This is a genomic window from Streptomyces cinereospinus, from assembly GCF_042430725.1.
Classification (GTDB): Bacteria; Actinomycetota; Actinomycetes; order Streptomycetales; family Streptomycetaceae; genus Streptomyces; species Streptomyces cinereospinus.
Genome location: NZ_JBHMCY010000013.1, coordinates 82,014 through 102,477 on the forward strand (window position 1 = coordinate 82,014; position 20,464 = coordinate 102,477).

Sequence of the window (20,464 nt, forward strand, 5' to 3'; positions counted from 1 at the left end):
GTCCGGGACGCCCGACCGCCGGCTACGGCTTGGCGTCGACGACCGGGTCGGGCCCGCCGGGCACGCCGCCCGCGGTGCGCACGGCGCTGACCCCGCCGCTCGCGACGGCGGCGGCCGGCACCCTCCGCCCGGCCCGCAGCGTGCGGGCCGCCCGGCGGGCGGTGCGCAGCGCGTCCCAGGTCAGCAGCGTCAGCGCCAGCCAGACCAGCGCGAACCCGGCCCAGCGCTCCGGCGGCATGGCCTCATGGAAGTACAGGACGCCGAGCAGGAACTGGAAGACCGGGGCCAGGTACTGCAGCAGTCCCAGCGTCGACAGGGGCACGCGGATCGCGGCCGCGCCGAAGCAGACCAGCGGCAGCGCGGTCACGATGCCGGTGGCGGCGAGCAGCGCCGCGTGCCCGGGGCCCTCGGCCGTGAAGGTGGAGCCGCCGTCGGCCGAAAGCCACAGCAGGTAGCCGGCCGCGGGCAGGAACTGGATCGCCGTCTCGGCGGCCAGCGACTCCAGGCCGCTGAGGTTGACCTTCTTCTTCACCAGGCCGTAGAGCGCGAAGGAGAAGGCGAGGGCCAGGGAGACCCACGGCGGGCGGCCGTGGCCGACGGTGAGCACCAGCACGGCCGCGAAGCCGACCCCGACCGCCGCCCACTGCACGGGCCGCAGCCGCTCCTTCAGCAGCAGCACGCCGATCGCGATGGTGACCAGCGGATTGATGAAGTAGCCGAGCGAGGCCTCGAGGACCTGTCCGCTGTTCACGGCCCAGATGTAGATGCCCCAGTTGACCGTGATGACGGCCGCGGCCAGCGTGACGAGCCCGAGCCGGCGGGGGCGGCGCAGCAGCTCCCCGGCCCAGCTCCAGCGCCGTACGACGAGCAGCGCGCCGACGACGAAGACGAGCGACCACGCCATCCGGTGGGCGAGGATCTCGACCGGGCCGGCGGGCTTCAGCAGCGGCCAGAACAGGGGGACGAGCCCCCACATGCCGTAGGCCGCGAAGCCGTTCACCAGTCCTCTGTGGCGCTCGCCCCTCGGCTTGCCGGTCACGGCTCCTCCTTCGTGCATCGCCCGCCCGCACGAAGGTAACGCCCCACACCCCCGCCTGTCATGGCCGTATCGCCATACGGTCATGACAGGCGGGGATTCCGGGACAGCGGTCAGTCCTTGAGGGCGGCGGCGACGGCCTCGGCGAGCGGGGTCGTCGGGCGCCCGGTCAGACGGGAGAGGTCACCGGTGCACACGGCCAGCTCGCCCTTCTCGATGCTCGCGTCCGCACTGGCCAGGGACGCGGCGAGCGGCCCGGGCAGGCCGGCGCCGGTCAGGATCTCCTGGTAGGCCTCGACGGAGACCGGGGTGTACGCGATCTGCCGGCCGGTCTGCCGGCTGAGCTCGGCGGCGTACTCCGCGAGGCTCCACGCCTGGTCGCCGCTCAGCTCGTAGGTCTTGTTCTCGTGCCCCTCGCCGGTGAGCACGGCGACGGCGGCGGCCGCGTAGTCGGCGCGCGAGGCGGAGGCGACGCGGCCGTCACCGGCCGCGGCCACGACCGCGCCGTGCTCCAGCACCGCAGCCAGGTTCTCGGTGTAGTTCTCGTGGTACCAGCCGTTGCGCAGCAGGACGTGCGGCACGCCCGACTCCAGGATCACGGCCTCGGTGGCGCGGTGGTCGTCGACGAGCGCGGCCGTGAGGCTGCCGGGCGCGCTGGTGTAGGCGAGCAGCGCGACGCCGGCCGCCCGGGCCGCGTCGATCACCACCCGGTGCTGGTCCACCCGGTTCTTGCCGACCTCGTTGCCGGAGATGAGCAGCACCTTGTCGCCGGCCGCGAACAGGCCGTCGAACGTCGCGGGCGTGTCGTAGTCGGCGACCGCGATCCGCACCCCCCGGTCCGCGAGGCCGGCGGCCTTCGCGGCGTCGCGGACGACCGCGGTGATCCGGTCGGCCGGGACCTTCTCCAGCAGCTGCTCGACGACATGGCGGCCGAGGTGTCCGGTTGCTCCGGTGACGACGATGCTCATGGTGGTGCTCCTCCGTGCTGACGCGGCGCCCGTGCGGTGCGCGGGCGCGCTGATGCGCTGCTGTCTGCGTTCCCCACTCACCCTAGGAGGTGCACTAACTATTCGACAGTACCCACTTTGAAGTAAGGTGCCGGCATGAAGGAGAGCGCGAGAAGGTCCGCGGACGAGGCGATGTGCCCGTACCGGCTGGTCCTGGAGCACGTCACCAGCCGCTGGGGGGTCCTGGTGCTGATCCGGCTCCTGGAGCGCCCGTACCGGTTCAGCGAGCTGCGCCGGGCGATCGGCGAGGTCCGGCAGGTCAGCGAGAAGATGCTCACCCAGACGCTGCAGACCCTGGAGCGGGACGGGCTCGTGCACCGCGACGCCCGGCCCGTGATCCCGCCGCGCGTCGACTACTCCCTCACCGGCCTCGGCCGCGAGGCCGCGGAGCAGGTGCGGTCGCTGTCGCTGTGGACGCAGCGGCGGATGGCGGACGTGGAACGGGCCCGCACGGCATACGACGAGGCCCGGGCCTGAGGGCCCGGGCCTGCCGTGTGCACGTGAGGCCGCTCAGCCGACGACCGTCCAGGTGTCGCCGCCCGCGAGCAGCGCGGCGAGGTCGCCCTTGCCGTTCTGCTCGACGGCGGCGTCGAGCTGGCCGGCCATCTGCGTGTCGTAGACCGGGCGGTCCACGGCGCGGAAGACGCCGATCGGGGTGTGGTGCAGGGTGTCGGGGTCGGCGAGCCTGCTGAGCGCGAACGCGGTGGTCGGGGAGTCGGCGCGGGCGTCGTGGACGAGCACCTGCTCCTCGTTCTCCGGCGTCACCGTGACGACCCGGAGGTCGCCGGTGCGCGGATCGCGGACCACCCCGCGCCGGCCCTCCGGCCCGAAGCGGATCGGCTGCCCGTGCTCCAGGCGGATCACCGCCTCCTCGGCCCGCTGCTTGTCCTTGAGGGCGTCGAAGGCGCCGTCGTTGAAGATGTTGCAGTTCTGGTAGATCTCGATGAGCGCGGTGCCGGGGTGGGCGGCCGCCGCCCGCAGGACCTCCGTGAGGTGTTTGCGGTCGGAGTCGACCGTCCGCGCGACGAACGAGGCCTCCGCGCCCAGGGCCAGGGACACCGGGTTGAACGGGGCGTCCAGCGAGCCCATCGGGGTCGACTTGGTGATCTTGCCGACCTCGGAGGTGGGGGAGTACTGGCCCTTGGTCAGGCCGTAGATCCGGTTGTTGAACAGCAGGATCTTGAGGTTGACGTTGCGGCGCAGGGCGTGGATGAGGTGGTTGCCCCCGATGGACAGCGCGTCGCCGTCGCCGGTGACGACCCACACGCTCAGGTCGCGCCGGGAGGTGGCCAGGCCGGTGGCGATGGCGGGGGCGCGGCCGTGGATGGAGTGCATCCCGTAGGTGTTCATGTAGTACGGGAAGCGGGAGGAGCAGCCGATGCCCGAGACGAAGACGATGTTCTCCCGCGCCAGACCCAGCTCGGGCATGAAGCCCTGCACCGCGGCGAGGATCGCGTAGTCACCGCAGCCGGGGCACCAGCGCACCTCCTGGTCGGACTTGAAGTCCTTCATGGACTGCCGGCCCCCGGCCCGGGGCACCAGGGAGAGCGCTTCGATCGTGCCGGTGCCTTCCGTGGACGTCTCAGCCATCGATGGCCTCCTTCAGCGCCGCGGCCAGTTGCTCGGCCTTGAACGGCATGCCGTTGACCTGGTTGTACGAGTGGGCGTCCACCAGGTACTTCGCCCGGATCAGCGTGGCGAGCTGACCGAGGTTCATCTCGGGGATCACCACCTTCGCGTAACGTGCGAGCACCGCGCCGAGATTCCGCGGGAACGGGTTGACGTGGCGCAGGTGCGCCTGCGCGACCGGATGCCCGGAGGTGCGCAGCCGCCGCACCGCCGCGGTGATCGGCCCGTACGTCGACCCCCAGCCCAGCACCAGCACCTTCGCGCCGGCCGGGTCGTCGACCTCCACGTCCGGGACGTCGATGCCGTCGACCTTCGCCTGCCGGGTGCGGACCATCAGGTCGTGGTTGGCCGGGTCGTAGGAGATGTTGCCCGTGCCGTCCTGCTTCTCGATGCCGCCGATCCGGTGTTCCAGGCCCGGGGTGCCCGGGACCGCCCAGGGGCGGGCGAGCGTCTGCGGGTCGCGCTTGTACGGCCAGAAGGTCTCGGTGCCGTCCGGCAGGGTGTGGTTCGGCCCCCGCGCGAACTGCACGCTCAGGTCCGGCAGCTCGTCCGGCTCCGGGATCCGCCACGGCTCGCTGCCGTTGGCCAGGTAGCCGTCGGAGAGCAGGAAGACCGGGGTGCGGTACGTCAGCGCGATCCGCGCCGCCTCCAGGGCCGCGTCGAAGCAGTCGGCCGGCGTGCGCGGCGCGACCACCGGTACTGGTGCCTCGCCGTTGCGCCCGTACATCGCCTGGAGCAGATCGGCCTGCTCGGTCTTGGTGGGCAGACCGGTCGAGGGGCCGCCGCGCTGGATGTCGACCACCAGCAGCGGCAGCTCCAGCGACACGGCCAGCCCGATCGTCTCGCTCTTGAGCGCCACGCCCGGGCCGGAGGTCGTGGTCACCGCGAGCGCGCCGCCGAAGGCGGCGCCCAGCGCGGCGCCGATGCCCGCGATCTCGTCCTCGGCCTGGAAGGTGCGCACGCCGAAGTTCTTGTGTCTGCTCAGCTCGTGCAGGATGTCCGAGGCCGGGGTGATCGGGTACGACCCGAGGAACAGCGGCAGGTCCGCCTGCCGGCCGGCCGCGATCAGGCCGTACGCCAGGGCGAGGTTCCCGGAGATGTTCCGGTACGTGCCGACCGGGAACGCCTTCGCCGCCGGCGCGACCTCGTAGGAGACGGCGAAGTCCTCCGTCGTCTCGCCGAAGTTCCAGCCGGCCCGGAACGCGGCGATGTTCGCCGCCGCGATGTCCGGCTTCCTGGCGAACTTCGACCGCAGGAACTTCTCCGTGCCCTCGGTCGGCCGGTGGTACATCCACGACAGCAGACCCAGCGCGAACATGTTCTTGCTGCGCTCGGCCTCCTTGCGCGTGAGGTCGAACTCCTTGAGTGCCTCCACGGTGAGGGTGGTGAGCGGCACCGGATGCAGGTGGTAGCCGTCGAGCGAACCGTCCTCCAGCGGGTTCGTCGCGTAGCCGACCTTCTGCATCGCCCGTTTGGTGAACTCGTCGGTGTTGACGATGATCTCCGCCCCCCGCGGCAGATCGCCCGCGTTCGCCTTGAGCGCCGCCGGATTCATGGCGACGAGGACGTTGGGGGCGTCGCCCGGGGTGAGGATGTCGTGGTCGGCGAAGTGCAGCTGGAACGACGAGACACCCGGCAGCGTGCCGGCGGGCGCCCGGATCTCGGCGGGGAAGTTCGGCAACGTCGACAGGTCGTTGCCGAAGGACGCGGTCTCCGAGGTGAAGCGGTCACCGGTGAGCTGCATACCGTCACCCGAGTCCCCCGCGAACCTGATGATCACTCGGTCGAGACGGCGGACGTCCTTGACGCCGGCCGCTTTGCGCTGCTCTCCCACGACGGCTCCGTCGGCCTGCTCCGCTGGGCCACTGACCTGGCTCGTCACTGAACTGGACCTCCTTCGAGGCGGCTGTCGGGACCCGACCCCACAGGGTCCTCCCAGGATCAACCCTACGACTGCGCGGCTCGCCTTCCCTCGGCCATTCGCATGATGAGAACCGCCCGTGACCCGGACCGCGCGCGGTCCGCACGGGCCGGGCCGCTCACGAATTGAGGTACGTCAGGACGGCGAGGACCCGGCGGTGGTCCCCCTCGCTCGGGGACAGCCCCAGCTTGAGGAAGATGTTGCTGACGTGCTTCTCGACCGCGCCGTCGCTCACCACCAGCTGCTTGGCGACCGCGGAGTTGGTCCGCCCCTCGGCCATCAGCCCCAGCACCTCCCGCTCGCGCGGCGTGAGCCCCGCGAGCACGTCCTGCTTGCGGCTGCGCCCGAGCAGCTGCGCCACGACCTCCGGGTCGAGGGCCGTACCGCCCCGGGCCACCCGCACCACCGCGTCCACGAACTCCCGCACCTCGGCCACGCGGTCCTTGAGCAGGTATCCGACCCCGCGGCTGGAGCCGGCCAGCAGTTCGGTGGCGTAGCGCTCCTCCACGTACTGCGACAGCACCAGCACGCCGAGTCCCGGGTGCGCCCTGCGCAACCGGACCGCGGCCCTGACGCCCTCGTCCGTATGCGTCGGCGGCATGCGCACGTCGGCGACCACGACGTCCGGCGGGGCGCCCTCGGCGTCCAGCTCGGTCACGGTCTTGATCAGCGCCTCCGCGTCGCCCACTCCGGCGACGACCTCGTGCCCGCGGTCGGTGAGGAGCCGGGTCAGGCCCTCTCTGAGCAGCACCGAGTCCTCGGCGATGACCACCCGCACCCTGTCCTCCACGATCCTCGGCCCCCGTTGGTCGGCTCTGCCCAGATGACCCGTCAAGCATTCCAGGTTTCGGGCACGGAAGGGGGCGGGTCGGGGCGGGCGGGGCTTGGGGGCGTGGGGACGCCGGGCGGTTGGCGTGCCGGGGCGCAGGGCGCGGGGGCGTGGGAGTGCGGGAGCGCCGGGGTGCGGGGACACCGGAGTGCCGGGGTCCGGCGGGGCGGGGTGTCCGAGTTCTTCGCGGGGGTGGTGGGGTCGTCGGAGCGCGGGGATGGCGGAGTGCGGGGGCACCTGGGTGCCGGAGACCCGGGGGCGCGGGGGCGGGCGTTCATCCGCGCCAGGGCAGTTCCGCGGTGACGCGGGTGGGGCCGCCCACCGGGGAGTCGACCACCAGGATGCCGTCCACCGCGTCCAGCCGTTCGGCGAGCCCCGCCAGCCCCGAGCTGCCGGCCGCGCCGGCCTCGGCACCGCCCGCCCCGTCGTCCACGACCTGCAGCATCAGCCGGTCCTCCGACCGCCAGACGTCCACCGTCGCCGTGGACGCCCGCGCGTGCTTGCTGACGTTCTGCAGCAGCTCGGACACCGTGAAGTACGCGATGCCCTCGATCGCCGGCGCCGGACGCGACGCCAGGTCCACGTCCACCCGCACCGGTACCGTGCAGCGCGAGGCGACCGCGGAGAGGGCGGCGTCCAGGCCGCGGTCGGTGAGGACCGCCGGATGGATGCCGCGCGCCAGGTCCCGCAGCTCCTGCAGCGCCGTCTTCACCTCGCCGTGCGCCTCGTCCACCATCCGGGCCGCCGCCTGCGGATCCTCCGCGAGCTTCTCCTTGGCCAGCCCCAGGTCCATCGCCAGCGCCACCAGGCGGGCCTGCGCCCCGTCGTGCAGGTCGCGCTCGATCCGCCGCAGGTCCGCCGCCGCCGTGTCGACCACCACGCCCCGGTCCGACTCCAGCTCCACCACCCGCGTCGCCAGCCGCGACGGCCCCAGCAGCCCGTGCACCAGCAGCCGGTCCACCAGCGTCAGGGCCCGCACGATCCACGGCGTGGCCAGCGTGAACAACAGCCCCACCAGCGCCGTCACCGTGATCTCGAACGGGTTGTCGAGGTAGACCCGGCGCGTCTCGTCGCCGTACAGCTGCAACCCGTCCTGCCCGCCGTACGCCGGGAAGAGCCAGAACCAGACCGGGTACGTCAGCAGCGCCCAGCCGTACACCCAGAAGGTCACCGCGACGGCGAAGGAGAGGACGGCCCACGGGAGGTGCAGCACCGCGTACAGCAGGTGCCGCCAGGACGTGCCGCTCCTGAGGACCGCGCCCATCCACGCCATCGGGCCGCTCCGGCGCACCCGCAGCGGCTCCGGGTCGGCCACGTCCAGGCCGAGCAGCCCGCGCGCCCGCGCCCGCTCCAGCGCGCCGAGGCCCCGGCAGCCGGCCAGCCCCGCCGCCAGCACCGGTACGCCGAGGAACGTCACCAGCAGGCCCACGCCGAGCGAGACCGTCGTCACGGCGTACGTGAACATCAGCACGCTGATCGGCAGGCCGAGCAGCACATGGGCGAACTCCCGCCAGGTGCGGCCCTCGATCGGGGCGCGCAGCCCGGCGGGCAGCCGGAACCGCCGCCCGGCGTCCCCCTCCACGCCCCGGCCGGACGGTCCGCTCCGGTGTCCGTGGCTGTGCCCGTACTCCGTGGCCATGGGTCTGGTCCCCGTTCTCCTCGGTCCGCTGTGCTCGTGCGTCGGCGCGCCGCCCGGTGCCGGCCGTCCGGGTGGCGTGATGGCTCCCACCCTGCTGCGGCGGGGCTCCCGGGACCATGGAGGTCGTCGGCATCTTGGACGGGGGGTTTTCCCCACCCTCGCAGCGCTGACCGGTCCTCAGCGCCGCCGGTCCCGCCACGGCAGTTCGGCGGTGACGACCGTCGGGCCGCCGGAGGGCGAGTCGACGGCGAACAGGCCGTCGACGGCGCCGAGCCGCTCCGCCAGGCCGCGCATCCCCGTGCCGCCGTCGAGGCGGGCACCGCCCCGGCCGTCGTCGGTGACCTGCATCAGGAGGCGTTCCTCGGTGCGCCAGACCTCGACCGAGGCGGACCTGGCGCGGCTGTGCTTGCTGACGTTCTGCAGCAGCTCCGAGACGGTGAAGTAGGCGATGCCCTCGATGGCCTCGGCCGGCCTGGTCTCCAGGTCGACGGTCACCTTCACCGGTACCGTGCAGCGCGAGGCGACCGCGGACAGGGCGGCGTCCAGGCCGCGGTCGGTGAGGACCGCCGGATGGATGCCGCGGGCCAGGTCGCGCAGTTCCTGGAGCGCCAGCTTCACCTCGCCGTGCGCCTCCGCGACCATCGCCGCCGCCTGGTCGGGGTCCTCCAGCAGCTTCTCCTTGGCCAGGCCCAGGCCCATGGCCAGGTTGACCAGGCGGGCCTGCGCCCCGTCGTGCAGGTCGCGCTCGATCCGCCGCAGGTCCGCCGCGGCCGTGTCCACCACGACCCCCCGGTCGGACTCCAGCTCGGCGATCCGCCGCTCCAGCTCGTCGGAGGGCGACAGCAGCCCGCGCACCATCGCCCGGTCCGCGTTGGCCAGCCCGCGCGCGATGAACGGCAGCACCGGCCACAGCACGAACAGCGAGGTCAGCGTGATGGCGAAGGTGAGGACGCCCCAGGGCAGCCGTATGACGTCGTACAGGGTGGTCCGCCAGGCCACCGGGTCCTTCAGCGCCATCCACAGCCGCGGGAAGAGACCGCCCCTGCCCCGCGGGGGCAGCCGGCTCGGCTCGTCCACCCGCACCCCGAGCAGCTTCCTGGCCCGCGCCCGCTCCAGCCGGCCGAGCTGCCGGGCGCCCGTCAGACCCGCCGCGAGCAGCGGGAAGCCGACCACCGTGACGGTCAGGAAGGCGCCGGTGGACAGCACCGTGACGACGTAGACGAAGCCCAGCAGGGCCATCGGCAGGTTCGCCAGGAGATGCGCGATCTCCTTCCAGGTGTGCGCGTCGTAGGCGAGGCGGGGCGGGGGCGGCCGGCGGGAGTCCCGGTCGGCCGCCGCCGCACTCGCGGCCGCACTCGCGGCCGCCACCGTGCTCGCGGACGGGGCCGCGCTCGGGGCCGCCGCCATGCTCGCGCTCGGGGCCACCCTCGCGGGCGAAGATTTCTCGGTCACATGGGCCAGCGTGCCCGGCGGCGGGCGCCCGCGCCATGAGGTGCACCGCCGCCTTCCGCTGAGGAAAACCCCACCCCCTGTCCCGCCAGGCGCGACGGGCTGCTTACCGTCCCTTTAACAGGCCCTAGACTCACTTTGCGAGTCATAGGGTCGAGGCCAGGGGAGCGAGGGACGGACGTGCGGGAATCGACCGTCGAACCGACCGCCGTCGTCGCGGCGGACTACTTCCAGTCCTACTCGGTCGTCGGACTGCTCGCCGCCATCGGCGTGCTGTTCGTCGCCGTGGCCTTCGGCGCGGGCCGGCTGCTGCGCCCCGTCGCGCCCACCCCCGAGAAGCTGCTGACCTACGAGTGCGGCGTCGACCCCGTCGGCGAGGGCTGGGCCCACACCCAGGTCCGCTACTACGTGTACGCCTTCCTCTACGTCATCTTCGCGATCGACTCGATCTTCCTCTTCCCTTGGGCCACGGTCTTCGCCGCCCCCGGCTACGGAGCGACGACCCTGGTGGAGATGTTCATCTTCCTCGGCTTCCTGGCCGTGGGCCTGCTCTACGCCTACAAGAAGGGTGTCCTGGCATGGACGTGACGCCAGAAACGACCCCCTCGGCGACCCCCGCTGCGGGTGCCGCACCGCCCGTGCCGGCCGCGGAGCCCGTCCCGCTGCCGGAGCCCAGGCGTCTCGGCGCCCTCGCGCGCCTCGCCCCCGAGCCGATGAAGGTCGTCCTGAACTGGGGCCGCCGCTACTCGCTGTGGGTCTTCAACTTCGGCCTCGCCTGCTGCGCCATCGAGTTCATCGCCGCGTCGATGGCCCGCCACGACTTCATCCGCCTCGGCGTCATCCCGTTCGCGCCGGGCCCCCGCCAGGCCGACCTGATGGTCGTGTCCGGCACGGTCACGGACAAGATGGCGCCCGCCATCAAACGCCTGTACGAGCAGATGCCCGAGCCGAAGTACGTCATCTCCTTCGGCGCCTGCTCCAACTGCGGCGGCCCGTACTGGGACTCCTACTCCGTCACGAAGGGCGTCGACCAGATCATCCCCGTCGACGTCTACGTCCCCGGCTGCCCGCCTCGCCCCGAGGCGCTGCTCCAGGGCATCCTCAAGCTCCAGGAGAAGATCGCCCGCGAGTCGCTGGGGGAGCGGTACGGTTCCGCCCGTGCGTCGGCGGCGGCCCTGCAGAGCGACCTGGTCCGGCCCCCGGCCCCCGGCGGCACCGGCGCGGGGGAGGCCCGATGAACGGCACGGTCGGCTGGCTTCCCGCCCCCGCCGAGGACCTCTTCGGCACCGGGGCCACGGCCGAGGAGTCGTACGAGCTGCTGACCGTGGACGTGCCGCCCGCCTCCTGGACCGCCGCCCTGCGCGCCGCCCGCGACCAGCTCGGCTGCACCTACTTCGACTGGCTGAGCGCGGTCGACGAACCCGGCACGGGCTTCCGCGTCTCGGCGCACCTGGTCGCCCTCGCCCCCGTACGCCGCCTGCTGCTGCGCACCACGGTCCCGCACGAGGCCCCCGCCCTCGCCTCCGCCGTCGACGTCTACGCGGGCGCGGCCTGGCACGAACGCGAGACCCACGAGATGTTCGGCGTCACGTTCGAGGGGCACCCCGCCCTGGACCACCTCCTGCTGCCGGAGACCTTCGAGGGCCACCCCCTGCGCAAGGACTTCGTCCTCGCCGCCCGCGTCGCCAAGGCCTGGCCGGGCGCGAAGGAGCCGGGCGAGTCCGAGCACGGCGGCCCCAAGCGGCGCCAGATGCTCCCGCCGGGCGTCCCCGACCCGAACGAATGGGGCCCCCTGAAGGGCCAGCTCCCGGCCCCGGCGCGCCCGGCCCGCGGCCCGGCCCGTGCCGCGGGCGAGCGGCCCGCACGCCGCCCCCGCACCGCCGCGGAGGGCTCCGCGAGCCGGCCGCCGACGGCCGCCTCCGCCCCCGCGGAAGCCGCCCCGCCACCCGCGACGGGCCCCCGCCGCACCCGGAGCGCGGGCGAGGGCTCGGCTTCACAGCGTGCGGCGGGTCCGGGGGGTTCGGACGGCTCGGGGGAGACTCCGGCTCCTGCGGCGGGCCCGGGTGCGGGTCCGGCCACGGGTCCGGCCACGGGTCCGCGTCGTGCGCGGAGCGCGGGCGAGGGCTCGGCCTCGCAGCGTGCGGCGGGTCCGGGGGGTTCGGACGGCTCGGGGGAGACTCCGGCTCCTGCGGCGGGCCCGGGTGCGGGTCCGGCCACGGGTCCGGCCACGGGTCCGCGTCGTGCGCGGAGCGCGGGCGAGGGCTCGGCTTCACAGCGTGCGGCGGGTCCGGGGGGTTCGGACGGCTCGGGGGAGACTCCGGCTCCTGCGGCGGGCCCGGGTGCGGGTCCGGCCACGGGTCCGGCCACGGGTCCGCGTCGTGCGCGGAGCGCGGGCGAGGGCTCGGCCTCGCAGCGTGCGGCGGGGGAAGGTACGGCCGCCGGCGAGCAGGCGGGGCCCGCCGCTGCGGCGCCGCCCGCAGGGCCGCGCCGCTCCCGCAGCGCGTCCGAAGGCTCCGCCTCCCAGCGCGCCCAGGCCCCGGCGGCGGAGCAGCCGGTCCGCCCGGCCACCCCGCGCAGCCCCGACGCCCCCTGGCACCACGCCCGTCCGGCCTTCGACGACTCGGGGAAGCCCGAGGCCGTCTCGGGGAAGCCAGAGGCCTCCTCGGGACCGCCCGCTGCCCATTCCTCGCCCGAGGCCGGCTCGGGGCCGTCCGCTGCCCAGTCCTCGCCCGAGGCCGGCTCGGGGTCGTCCGCTGCCCAGTCCTCGCCCGAGGCCTCCTCGGGGCCGTCCGCTGGCGAGTTCCCGGCGGAGGCCGGCTCGGGGCCGCCCGCGCCGGAACCCCCGGCCGCCCCCGCCGAGCCGGCCGACCCGGCCGCCCGCAACGAGCCGGCCGACCCGGCCGACCCGGCCGACCCGGCCGGCCCGGCACCCGACGCACCGCACCCCCCCACGCCCGAGGACCCCCCAGGAGGCCGGCAGTGAACGACGTGCTCGACGTCGCCGTGCGGCTCCTGGTCGTCTTCGGCGTCTTCCTCGTGCTCCCCCTGGTCATCGGCCAGACCGAGCACAAGGTGATGGCCCACATGCAGGGCCGCCTCGGCCCGATGTACGCCGGCGGCTTCCACGGCTGGGCCCAGCTCGTCGCGGACGGCGTGAAGTTCGCGCAGAAGGAGGACGTGGTCCCGGCGGGCGCGGACCGCCGTATCTTCCAGCTCGCCCCCGCCGTGGCCCTGCTCCCCTACCTCCTGGTCCTGCTGGCCATCCCGGTCGGCCCCGGCGAGGGCGCGGTCGGAGTCGTCGTCGACGCGGGCGTCTTCTTCGTGCTCGCGGTGATGGGCGTCGGCGTCCTCGGCTCGCTCATGGCCGGCTGGGCCAGCGCCAACAAGTTCTCCCTCCTCGGCGGCCTGCGCACCGCCGCCCAGCTGCTCGCCTACGAACTGCCGATGCTGCTCGCCGCCGCCTCCGTCGCCATGGCGGCCGGCACGGTCTCCCTGCCCGGCATCCTCGACGCCTTCGAGTGGTGGTGGCTGCCCTGGCAGATCGTCGGCGCGGTCGTCTTCTTCGTGGCGGGGCTGGCCGAGCTCCAGCGCCCCCCGTTCGACATGCCCGTCGCCGACTCGGAGATCATCTTCGGCGCGTACACCGAGTACACGGGCCTGCGTTTCGCCCTGTTCCTGCTCGCCGAGTACGCCGGGATCGTCGTCCTGTGCGGTCTGACCACCGTCCTGTTCCTGGGCGGCTGGCACGGCCCCTGGGGTGCCGACGGCCTCGGCTGGGTCTGGACCCTGCTGAAGACGGCCGTGCTCGCGTTCGTCGTGATCTGGCTGCGCGTCACCTACCCCCGGCTGCGCGAGGACCAGCTCCAGAAGCTCTCCTGGACCCTCCTCGTCCCCCTCTCCCTCGCCCAGATCGCCCTCACCGGCATCGTCAAGGTGGTGATCCAGTAGCCATGGCCGCGTCCCTCCCGCCCACCCGGCCCCGTGTCCCCGGCAGCGGTCTCGCCAAGGGCCTGGCCGTCACCCTGCGCACGATGACGAAGAAGACCGTCACCGAGCAGTACCCGGACGTCCAGCCCGACCTCCCGCCCCGCACCCGCGGGGTGATCGGCCTGTTCGAGGAGAACTGCACGGTGTGCATGCTGTGCGCCCGTGAGTGCCCCGACTGGTGCATCTACATCGACTCCCACAAGGAGACGGTCCCGCCCGCCGCCCCGGGCGGCCGCGAGCGCAGCCGCAACGTCCTCGACCGGTTCGCGATCGACTTCTCCCTGTGCATGTACTGCGGTATCTGCATCGAGGTCTGTCCTTTCGACGCGCTGTTCTGGTCCCCGGAGTTCGAGTACGCCGAGACCGACATCCGCGACCTCACCCACGAGCGCGACAGACTCCGCGAGTGGATGTGGACGGTGCCCGCCCCGCCGGCCCTGGACCCCGGAGCGGAGGAACCGAAGGAGATCGCCGCCGCCCGCAAGACCGCCGAGAAGCTGGCCGCCCAGCAGGACGCCGAGAAGCCGCCGGCCCCGCAGGACGCCGAGAAGCCGCCGGCCTCGCAGCAGGAGGCCGCCGGCACCCCGGCCGCCCAGCAGGGTCCGACAGCCACCCCGACCACCCGGCAGGCCCCGGCAACCACCCGCTCCGCAGCGCCGGTACCGCCCGCACCGCCCGCCGACGCCGCGACCGAGCCGCACGCCGACGAGCAGGCGCGCGCCGCCGAGCGGCCCACCCGGCCGACGGGCGAGTCCCGGCAGCAGACGGACTCGCCCCGGCAGGAGGGCAAGGAATGACACCCCCAGCAGCAGCCGCCACCGCCCTCGCGGCGGACGCCACGCGCCTGGCCGCCGACCGCCCCGGCTTCCTCTCCCCGACCGGCGTCGAGATCGCCTTCCTCCTCGTCGGCGTGGTCACCTTCGGTGCCGCGCTCGTCACCGTCACCACCCGGCAGCTGGTGCACGCCGCCCTGTGGCTGGTGGTGACCCTCGGCGGACTCGCCGTCGAGTACCTCCTGCTCACCGCCGAGTTCATCGCATGGGTGCAGGTACTGATCTACGTCGGATCCGTCGTCGTCCTCCTCCTGTTCGGCCTGATGCTCACCAGGGCCCCGATCGGCCGCTCCCCGGACGCCGACTCCGGCAACCGCTGGGCCGCCCTCACCGTGGCCGTCGCCACGGCCGCCGCCCTGGTCTGGGTCGTCGTCGACGCCTTCCGCACGACCTGGATCGACCTGGACGGCGCCCCCGCCGGCTCCACCGAGGTCACCGGCAAGGCCCTCTTCCAGAACTGGGTCCTCCCCTTCGAGGCCCTCTCCGTCCTCCTGCTGGCCGCCCTGGTCGGCGCGATCGTCCTGTCCCGCAAGGCGAAGGCCGACGCGACGGCCACCTCGCCGGGCGGGCGGCCGGCCGGCCCACCGAGCAGCCGGACGACCCCCGGTCCCCGCACCGGCAAGGACGGTGCCCGCTGATGCACCTCGCCTACCCCGCCGTGCTCTCCGCCCTCCTGTTCTGCACCGGCCTGTACGGCGTCCTGGCCCGCCGCAACGCCATCCTGGTCCTGATGTCGGTCGAGCTGATGCTCAACGCCGTCAACCTCAACCTCGTCGCCTTCGACGTCTGGCTCAGCCGGGCCGCCGAGGAGACGCTGCACTCCGGCCAGGCCCTGACCCTGTTCACCATCGCCATCGCGGCCGCCGAGATCGGCATCGGTCTCGCGATCGTCCTGGCCGTCCACCGCAACCGCGGCACCGCGGACATCGACAAGCTCCGCGACACCGCCGAGGGCCACGAGAGCGACGGACCCGACGGCGGGGCCCGCGCGGCCCGGCCGGCCGCCGAGAAGGCCGAGGCCACCGCGTGACCACCACGACCCTCGCCCACCTCGTTCCGCTCCTTCCGTTCCTGGGTGCGGCCACCGGGCTGCTCCTCGGCCGCACCGCCCCCGGCTTCGTCCGGCCGGTCGCCGTCCTGCCGACGCTCGCCTCGCTCGTCCTCGCCGTCCTGGTCGCCGTCCGCCAGGGCGGTGACGAGGCCGTCGACTCCGCCACGGAACTCACACCCACCGGCTCGGTGCCGATCGAGCTCGCCCTGCACATCGACGGCTTCGCCGCCCTCGTCGCCGTCCTGGTCGCCTTCGTCGCGCTGTGCGTGCAGATCTACTCGACCGGCTATCTGCAGGACGACCCGCGCTACCCCTCGTACGCCGCGCTCGTCTCCCTGTTCACCTCCGCCATGCTCCTCGTCGTCTACTCGGGCGACCTGATGGTGCTGCTGGTCGGCTGGGAAGTCATGGGCATCTGCTCCTACTTCCTGGTCGGCCACTACTGGGAGACCCCGGAGGCCCGCGCCGCCTCCCTGAAGGCCTTCCTGGTCACCAAGCTCGGTGACGTCCCCTTCCTGATCGGCCTGTTCGCGCTCGCCGTCGACGCCGGATCGTTCCGCATCACACGGGTGCTCGGCGCCGTCGCGAGCGGCGGACTCGACCACCCCACGCTGATCGCGCTGCTGCTCCTGGCGGGTGTGGCGGGCAAGTCGGCGCAGTTCCCGCTGCACTCCTGGCTGCCCGACGCGATGGCGGGCCCGACCCCCGTCTCCGCGCTGATCCACGCCGCGACGATGGTCGCCGCCGGTGTCTACTTCGTCGCCCGTCTCCTCCCCGTCTTCCAGGCCTCCTCGGCCGCCCTGGTCGTCCTCGCCGCCATGGCCGCCGTCACCATGGCGGGCTCGGGCCTCGCCGCGCTCGCCCAGGACGACATCAAGCGGGTCCTCGCCTACTCGACGATCGGGCAGCTCGGCTACATGACCGGCGCCCTGGCCGTCGGCGACCGCGGCGCCGCCGTCTTCCACCTCCTGTCCCACGGCGCCTTCAAGGCGCTGCTGTTCCTCGCGGCGGGCGTGATCATCCACGCCGCCGGCACCAACTCACTGGCCGCCATGTCCCGCATGGGCGGCCTGCGCGACCGCGTCCCCGACGCCTACTGGACGATGACCGTGGCACTGCTCGCGCTCGCCGCGATCCCGCCCTTCAGCGGCTTCTTCTCCAAGGAGGCCGTCCTCGGCGCCGCCGAGCACGTCACCACCGGTCACACCGAGCACGTCCCCGCCGCCGCGGGCTGGATCGTCCTGGTCGCCGGCCTGGTCACGGCCCTGCTCACCGCCGCGTACGCGATGCGTCTGTGGCTGCTCGCCTTCCGCGGCCACGGCACCGAGGCCCCGGACCACGGCAGGCAGCCCCTGACGATGACCGTGATCCTGTGGGTGCTCGCCGCGCCCTCGCTCGCCCTGGGCGGACTGGCGTACCAGTCGCTGCCCGGGTGGTTCGACGGCGGTGAGCTGACCCCGACCCTCGTCACCTCGGTCCTGGGCACCGGCCTGGCCCTGGCCGGCGGCGTCGTCACCTACGCCGCCTGGCGGCACACCACCGCGCGCGCGGCCCGCGTCCCGCTGGGCGCGGCGGCCGCCCACCCCGAGGGCGACGCCGGGCAGGTCGAGGCCGAGGCCATCGCGGCCCACGCACCCGCCTACGGCGACGTGGCCCGGGCACCCGACCCGGCGGACCCCGGACGCCTGCTGCTCGGCCCCCTGCACCGGCACGCGGCCGTCGGCTTCCACCTGGACGCCGTGTACTCGGCGCTGTTCGTCCGCCCCGTCCAGGGCGGCGCCGGTCTGGTGCGGTTCCTCGACCGCGAGGTCGTCGACACCTACGTACGCGGGGCGGGCGCCCTGCCCCGCTGGCTGGGGGCCGCCGTGCGGCGCGCCCAGACCGGCAATGTGCAGACCTATGTGAGCGCGCTGCTCGCCGGCACCGTCGTCCTGGTGGTCGCCGTCGTCCTCGTCGCCACCGGAGCGTGAGCAGCCGTGATCGATATCAACGAGTCCGTGATGCAGTTCCTTCTCGCGTTCGTCGTCGCCGGGCCGCTCCTCGGCGCCGCCGCCGCTCTCCTGCCCGCCCCGCCGGGACTGAAGGGGAAGTCGCCCGAACAGGCCGTGCTGCGGCACGGCGTGACGGTGACCGGTGCCGTGCTCGTCGCGGCGATCGTCCTGGCACTCGGCTTCGACCACGACCAGCCGTCGAAAATGCAGGCCACGACGGACATCAGCTGGATCCCCGCGCTCGACGTGCGGATCCACCTCGGTATCGACGGCATTTCCCTCCCCCTCGTCGTCCTGACCGCGCTGCTGACCTTCCTGTGCGCGCTCTACTCGTATTCCAAGATGCCCGCGGGTCCGACCCCGAAGGCCTTCGTCGCCCTGCTGCTCGTCCTGGAGTCCGGCACCCTCGCCACCTTCGCCGTCCTCGACCTGCTGCTCTTCTTCCTCGCCTTCGAGATGGTCCTGATCCCGATGTACTTCCTCATCGCCCGTTGGGGCGGTGCGGGGCGGACTCAGGCCGCCTGGAAGTTCATCCTCTACACGTTGCTCGGTTCCGTGGTCATGCTGCTGGGCCTGCTCCTGATCGGCATCACGGCGGGCACATTCGACATAGTGGCACTCGCCACTGACAACGGCCGCTCGCTGACCACGTCGGTGCAGGTCATCGCCGTTCTTGCGGTCGGGATCGGGCTCGCGGTCAAGACACCGATGTGGCCGTTGCACAGCTGGCTGCCGGACGCCCACACCGCCGCGCCGACCGTCGGCTCGGTCCTGCTGGCCGGCGTACTGCTGAAGATGGGTACGTACGGATTCGTCCGCATCCTGCTGCCGGTCACGCCGGACGGACTGCGCACCTTCGCCCCCTACCTCGCCGCCTTCGCCGTCGTCGGGATCATCTACGGGTCGCTGGCCTGCCTCGCCCTCGCCAGGCGGGGCGCGAAGGGGGACCTGAAACGCCTCGTCGCCTACTCCTCCGTCGGCCACATGGGCTTCGTCCTGCTCGGCATCGCCACGATGACCCCGACCGGCGTGAACGGCGCCCTGTTCGCCAACATCGCCCACGGCCTCATCACCGGCCTGCTGTTCTTCCTGGTCGGCGCGTTGAAGGACCGCACCGGCACCACCGACCTCGACGCCCTGGCCGACCGGACCGGCGCCGCGCTGTACGGCAGGGCCCCGCGCTTCGGCGGTCTGCTGGCCTTCGGCGCCGTCGCCTCCCTCGGCCTGCCGGGCCTGGCCGGGTTCTGGGGCGAGATGCTCGCGCTGTTCGGCGCGTTCCAGCCCGCCGCCGGCCTGAGCCGGCCGGCCTTCCTCACCTTCATGGCGATCGGCGCGTTCGGCACCCTGCTCACCGCCGCGTACCTGCTCGTCGTGGTCCGCCGGGTCTGCATGGGCGCCGTCCCGCAGGAGGCGCCGACGCTCGCCGACGTGCGCACGTACGAGTACGCGGCGTGGACGCCGCTGGTCGCCCTCACCGTCGTCGCCGGACTCTGGCCGAAGGTCCTCCTCGGCCTGACCGACCCGGCCGTGCAGCAGCTCCTCGCAGGAGGCACCCGATGAGCTCCCTGGCCCAGTCGCCGGCCGAGTCCCTGGTCCAGTCCGTCGACTGGCTGGCCGTCGCGCCGCCCACCATCGCGGCCGTGGTGGCCCTCGCCGTCCTGGTCGCCGACCTGTTCGTCGGCGAGGCCCGCAAGGCGCTCCTGGGGTGGGCCTCCGTGGCCGGCCTGGCCCTGTCCACGCTGATGCTGCTGCCGATCCTGGACGGCGACCGCTCCACCTTCTGTCTCACCGGCGACGCCGACGTGTGCAGCTACACGGCGGACGGGTTCACGCTCGCCGTCCAGTTGCTGGTCCTCGGCGGCGCCCTCCTGGCGGCCCTGCTCTCCGTCACGGCCCTCAAGGACGCGCGCGGGGGGCTCCCCGAGGGCGAGTTCTGGTTCCTGCTGCTCTCCTCGGCGGCCGGCGCCGCCCTGCTGCCCGCCTCCCGCGACCTCGCGACGCTGATCGTCGCCCTGGAGGTCGCCTCCCTGCCGGCGTTCGCCCTGGTCGGCATCCGGCACGGCGACAAGCGCTCCTCCGAGGCGGCCCTGAAGTTCTTCCTGTCGTCGGTCACCGCGACCGCCGTCAGCCTCATGGGCATCAGCTTCGTCTACGCCGCCACCGGCAGCCTCTACCTGACCCGGATCGCCGAACGCATCCAGGACGTCGACGGGCAGCTGCACACCCTCACCCAGACCGGCGTCGTGCTCACCCTCATCGGCTTCGCCTTCAAAACGGCCGCCGTGCCCTTCCACTTCTGGGTGCCCGACACCTACGTGGGCGCCCCCCTGCCGGTCGCGGCCTACCTGTCGGTGGTCGGCAAGGCGGTCGGCTTCTCCGGGCTGATCCTCGTCACGGTCATCGCCTTCCCGTCGTACGCCGAGGTCTGGGGTCCGGCACTGGCCGTCCTGGCCGCCCTCACCATGACCGTCGGCAACGTGGGCGCCCTCCGCCAGCAGGGCACGCGCGCGTACAGCGCGGTACGCCTGCTCGCCTGGTCCTCCGTCGGCCAGGCCGGCTACCTCCTGGTCCCGATCGCCGCCGCCGCGTACTCCGGCGACGCCGAGCACTCGATCGGCTCCACGGTCGCCTACGCGCTCATGTACGCCGCCGTGAACCTGGGCGCCTTCGCGGTGGCCGCACTGGTGGGCCGTACGCGAACCCTCAACCGCGTCAGCGACTACCGCGGCCTGTACGCCACCAACCCCGTGACCGCGCTGCTGCTGGCGTTCTTCCTGCTCTGCCTGGCCGGACTGCCGCCCGGCGTCATCGGCCTGTTCGCCAAGGTCACCGTCTTCTCCGCGGCCGTCGACGCGGGCCTCGGCTGGCTGGCCGTGGTCATGGCCGTCAACGTGGTGATCGCGCTGTTCTACTACCTCCAATGGTCGGCGCTGCTGTTCCGCGCCCCCGAGGGAGAGCCGGCCGGGCATCTCGTCCCGGCCCCGGTCACCGCCGCGATCGCGCTGACCGCGGTCGTCGGCGTGGTCCTGTCCGGAGCACCCCAGCTGGTGCTGCGCTTCGCGGACACCGGACTGTTCTAGGCGGACGCCGCC

At 73.4% G+C, this 20,464-nt stretch carries 18 protein-coding genes; 11 read left to right on the forward strand and 7 right to left on the reverse strand.

Annotated features, from left to right (window positions below):
- Positions 1 to 22 precede the first annotated feature (22 nt).
- Both rarD and ACFF45_RS09460 read right to left on the reverse strand, forming a co-directional pair.
- Positions 23 to 1,057, reverse strand: a complete 1,035-nt coding sequence (gene rarD, locus ACFF45_RS09455) for an EamA family transporter RarD (RefSeq protein WP_381344522.1) — start codon at positions 1,055 to 1,057, stop codon at positions 23 to 25.
- Between the two features lie 92 nt (positions 1,058 to 1,149).
- Positions 1,150 to 2,004: an SDR family oxidoreductase gene (locus ACFF45_RS09460; RefSeq protein ID WP_381344525.1), complete on the reverse strand. Its 855-nt coding sequence runs from the start codon at positions 2,002 to 2,004 to the stop codon at positions 1,150 to 1,152.
- Positions 2,005 to 2,139: 135 nt separating this feature from the next.
- Here ACFF45_RS09460 and ACFF45_RS09465 point away from each other — a divergent pair, with 135 nt between their 5' ends.
- Positions 2,140 to 2,520, forward strand: a complete 381-nt coding sequence (locus tag ACFF45_RS09465; RefSeq protein ID WP_381344528.1) for a winged helix-turn-helix transcriptional regulator — start codon at positions 2,140 to 2,142, stop codon at positions 2,518 to 2,520.
- A 33-nt stretch (positions 2,521 to 2,553) separates the two neighbouring features.
- On the opposite strand, the gene ACFF45_RS09470 is transcribed toward ACFF45_RS09465, so the two are convergent.
- From ACFF45_RS09470 to ACFF45_RS09490, 5 genes are all read right to left on the reverse strand, one after another.
- On the reverse strand, positions 2,554 to 3,633 hold the full coding sequence (locus tag ACFF45_RS09470) for a 2-oxoacid:ferredoxin oxidoreductase subunit beta (RefSeq protein WP_381344531.1): 1,080 nt from the start codon (positions 3,631 to 3,633) through the stop codon (positions 2,554 to 2,556).
- Entirely contained in the window at positions 3,626 to 5,554 is a 1,929-nt protein-coding gene (locus ACFF45_RS09475) for a 2-oxoacid:acceptor oxidoreductase subunit alpha (protein ID WP_381344533.1), read from the reverse strand. Before ACFF45_RS09475 ends, ACFF45_RS09470 begins: the two co-directional genes overlap by 8 nt.
- A 157-nt stretch (positions 5,555 to 5,711) precedes the next feature.
- Positions 5,712 to 6,371, reverse strand: a complete 660-nt coding sequence (abrC3, locus tag ACFF45_RS09480) for a response regulator AbrC3 (protein ID WP_512701183.1) — start codon at positions 6,369 to 6,371, stop codon at positions 5,712 to 5,714.
- Between the two features lie 325 nt (positions 6,372 to 6,696).
- Positions 6,697 to 8,061, reverse strand: a complete 1,365-nt coding sequence (locus ACFF45_RS09485; protein ID WP_381344536.1) for a sensor histidine kinase AbrC2 — start codon at positions 8,059 to 8,061, stop codon at positions 6,697 to 6,699.
- A gap of 177 nt (positions 8,062 to 8,238) precedes the next feature.
- A complete protein-coding gene (locus ACFF45_RS09490) occupies positions 8,239 to 9,468 on the reverse strand; it encodes a sensor histidine kinase AbrC1 (protein ID WP_381344640.1) in 1,230 nt (409 codons plus the stop codon).
- A 222-nt stretch (positions 9,469 to 9,690) separates the two neighbouring features.
- Between ACFF45_RS09490 and ACFF45_RS09495 the strand changes: the two genes are divergently transcribed.
- From ACFF45_RS09495 to ACFF45_RS09540, 10 genes are read left to right on the forward strand one after another with little or no spacing between them, the layout of a single operon-like run.
- Positions 9,691 to 10,098, forward strand: a complete 408-nt coding sequence (locus tag ACFF45_RS09495; protein WP_381344539.1) for an NADH-quinone oxidoreductase subunit A — start codon at positions 9,691 to 9,693, stop codon at positions 10,096 to 10,098.
- Positions 10,089 to 10,748: an NADH-quinone oxidoreductase subunit B gene (locus tag ACFF45_RS09500; RefSeq protein ID WP_381344542.1), complete on the forward strand. Its 660-nt coding sequence runs from the start codon at positions 10,089 to 10,091 to the stop codon at positions 10,746 to 10,748. The genes ACFF45_RS09495 and ACFF45_RS09500 overlap by 10 nt, the downstream gene beginning before the upstream one ends.
- Positions 10,745 to 12,493, forward strand: a complete 1,749-nt coding sequence (locus ACFF45_RS09505; protein WP_381344545.1) for an NADH-quinone oxidoreductase subunit C — start codon at positions 10,745 to 10,747, stop codon at positions 12,491 to 12,493. Before ACFF45_RS09500 ends, ACFF45_RS09505 begins: the two co-directional genes overlap by 4 nt.
- Complete coding sequence (locus tag ACFF45_RS09510; protein ID WP_381344548.1) at positions 12,490 to 13,458, forward strand: complex I subunit 1/NuoH family protein; 969 nt, start codon at positions 12,490 to 12,492, stop codon at positions 13,456 to 13,458. Before ACFF45_RS09505 ends, ACFF45_RS09510 begins: the two co-directional genes overlap by 4 nt.
- A gap of 2 nt (positions 13,459 to 13,460) precedes the next feature.
- A complete protein-coding gene (locus ACFF45_RS09515; RefSeq protein ID WP_381344551.1) occupies positions 13,461 to 14,294 on the forward strand; it encodes a NuoI/complex I 23 kDa subunit family protein in 834 nt (277 codons plus the stop codon).
- A complete protein-coding gene (locus ACFF45_RS09520) occupies positions 14,291 to 14,968 on the forward strand; it encodes an NADH-quinone oxidoreductase subunit J family protein (protein WP_381344553.1) in 678 nt (225 codons plus the stop codon). The genes ACFF45_RS09515 and ACFF45_RS09520 overlap by 4 nt, the downstream gene beginning before the upstream one ends.
- A complete protein-coding gene (nuoK, locus tag ACFF45_RS09525) occupies positions 14,968 to 15,360 on the forward strand; it encodes an NADH-quinone oxidoreductase subunit NuoK (protein ID WP_381344556.1) in 393 nt (130 codons plus the stop codon). The genes ACFF45_RS09520 and nuoK overlap by 1 nt, the downstream gene beginning before the upstream one ends.
- Positions 15,357 to 17,351: an NADH-quinone oxidoreductase subunit 5 family protein gene (locus tag ACFF45_RS09530; protein ID WP_381344558.1), complete on the forward strand. Its 1,995-nt coding sequence runs from the start codon at positions 15,357 to 15,359 to the stop codon at positions 17,349 to 17,351. Before nuoK ends, ACFF45_RS09530 begins: the two co-directional genes overlap by 4 nt.
- 6 nt (positions 17,352 to 17,357) lie before the next feature.
- A complete protein-coding gene (locus ACFF45_RS09535) occupies positions 17,358 to 18,932 on the forward strand; it encodes a complex I subunit 4 family protein (protein WP_381344561.1) in 1,575 nt (524 codons plus the stop codon).
- Positions 18,929 to 20,452 (forward strand): NADH-quinone oxidoreductase subunit N, encoded by a 1,524-nt coding sequence (locus ACFF45_RS09540; protein WP_381344564.1) that lies wholly within the window; start codon positions 18,929 to 18,931, stop codon positions 20,450 to 20,452. Before ACFF45_RS09535 ends, ACFF45_RS09540 begins: the two co-directional genes overlap by 4 nt.
- Positions 20,453 to 20,464 lie beyond the last annotated feature (12 nt).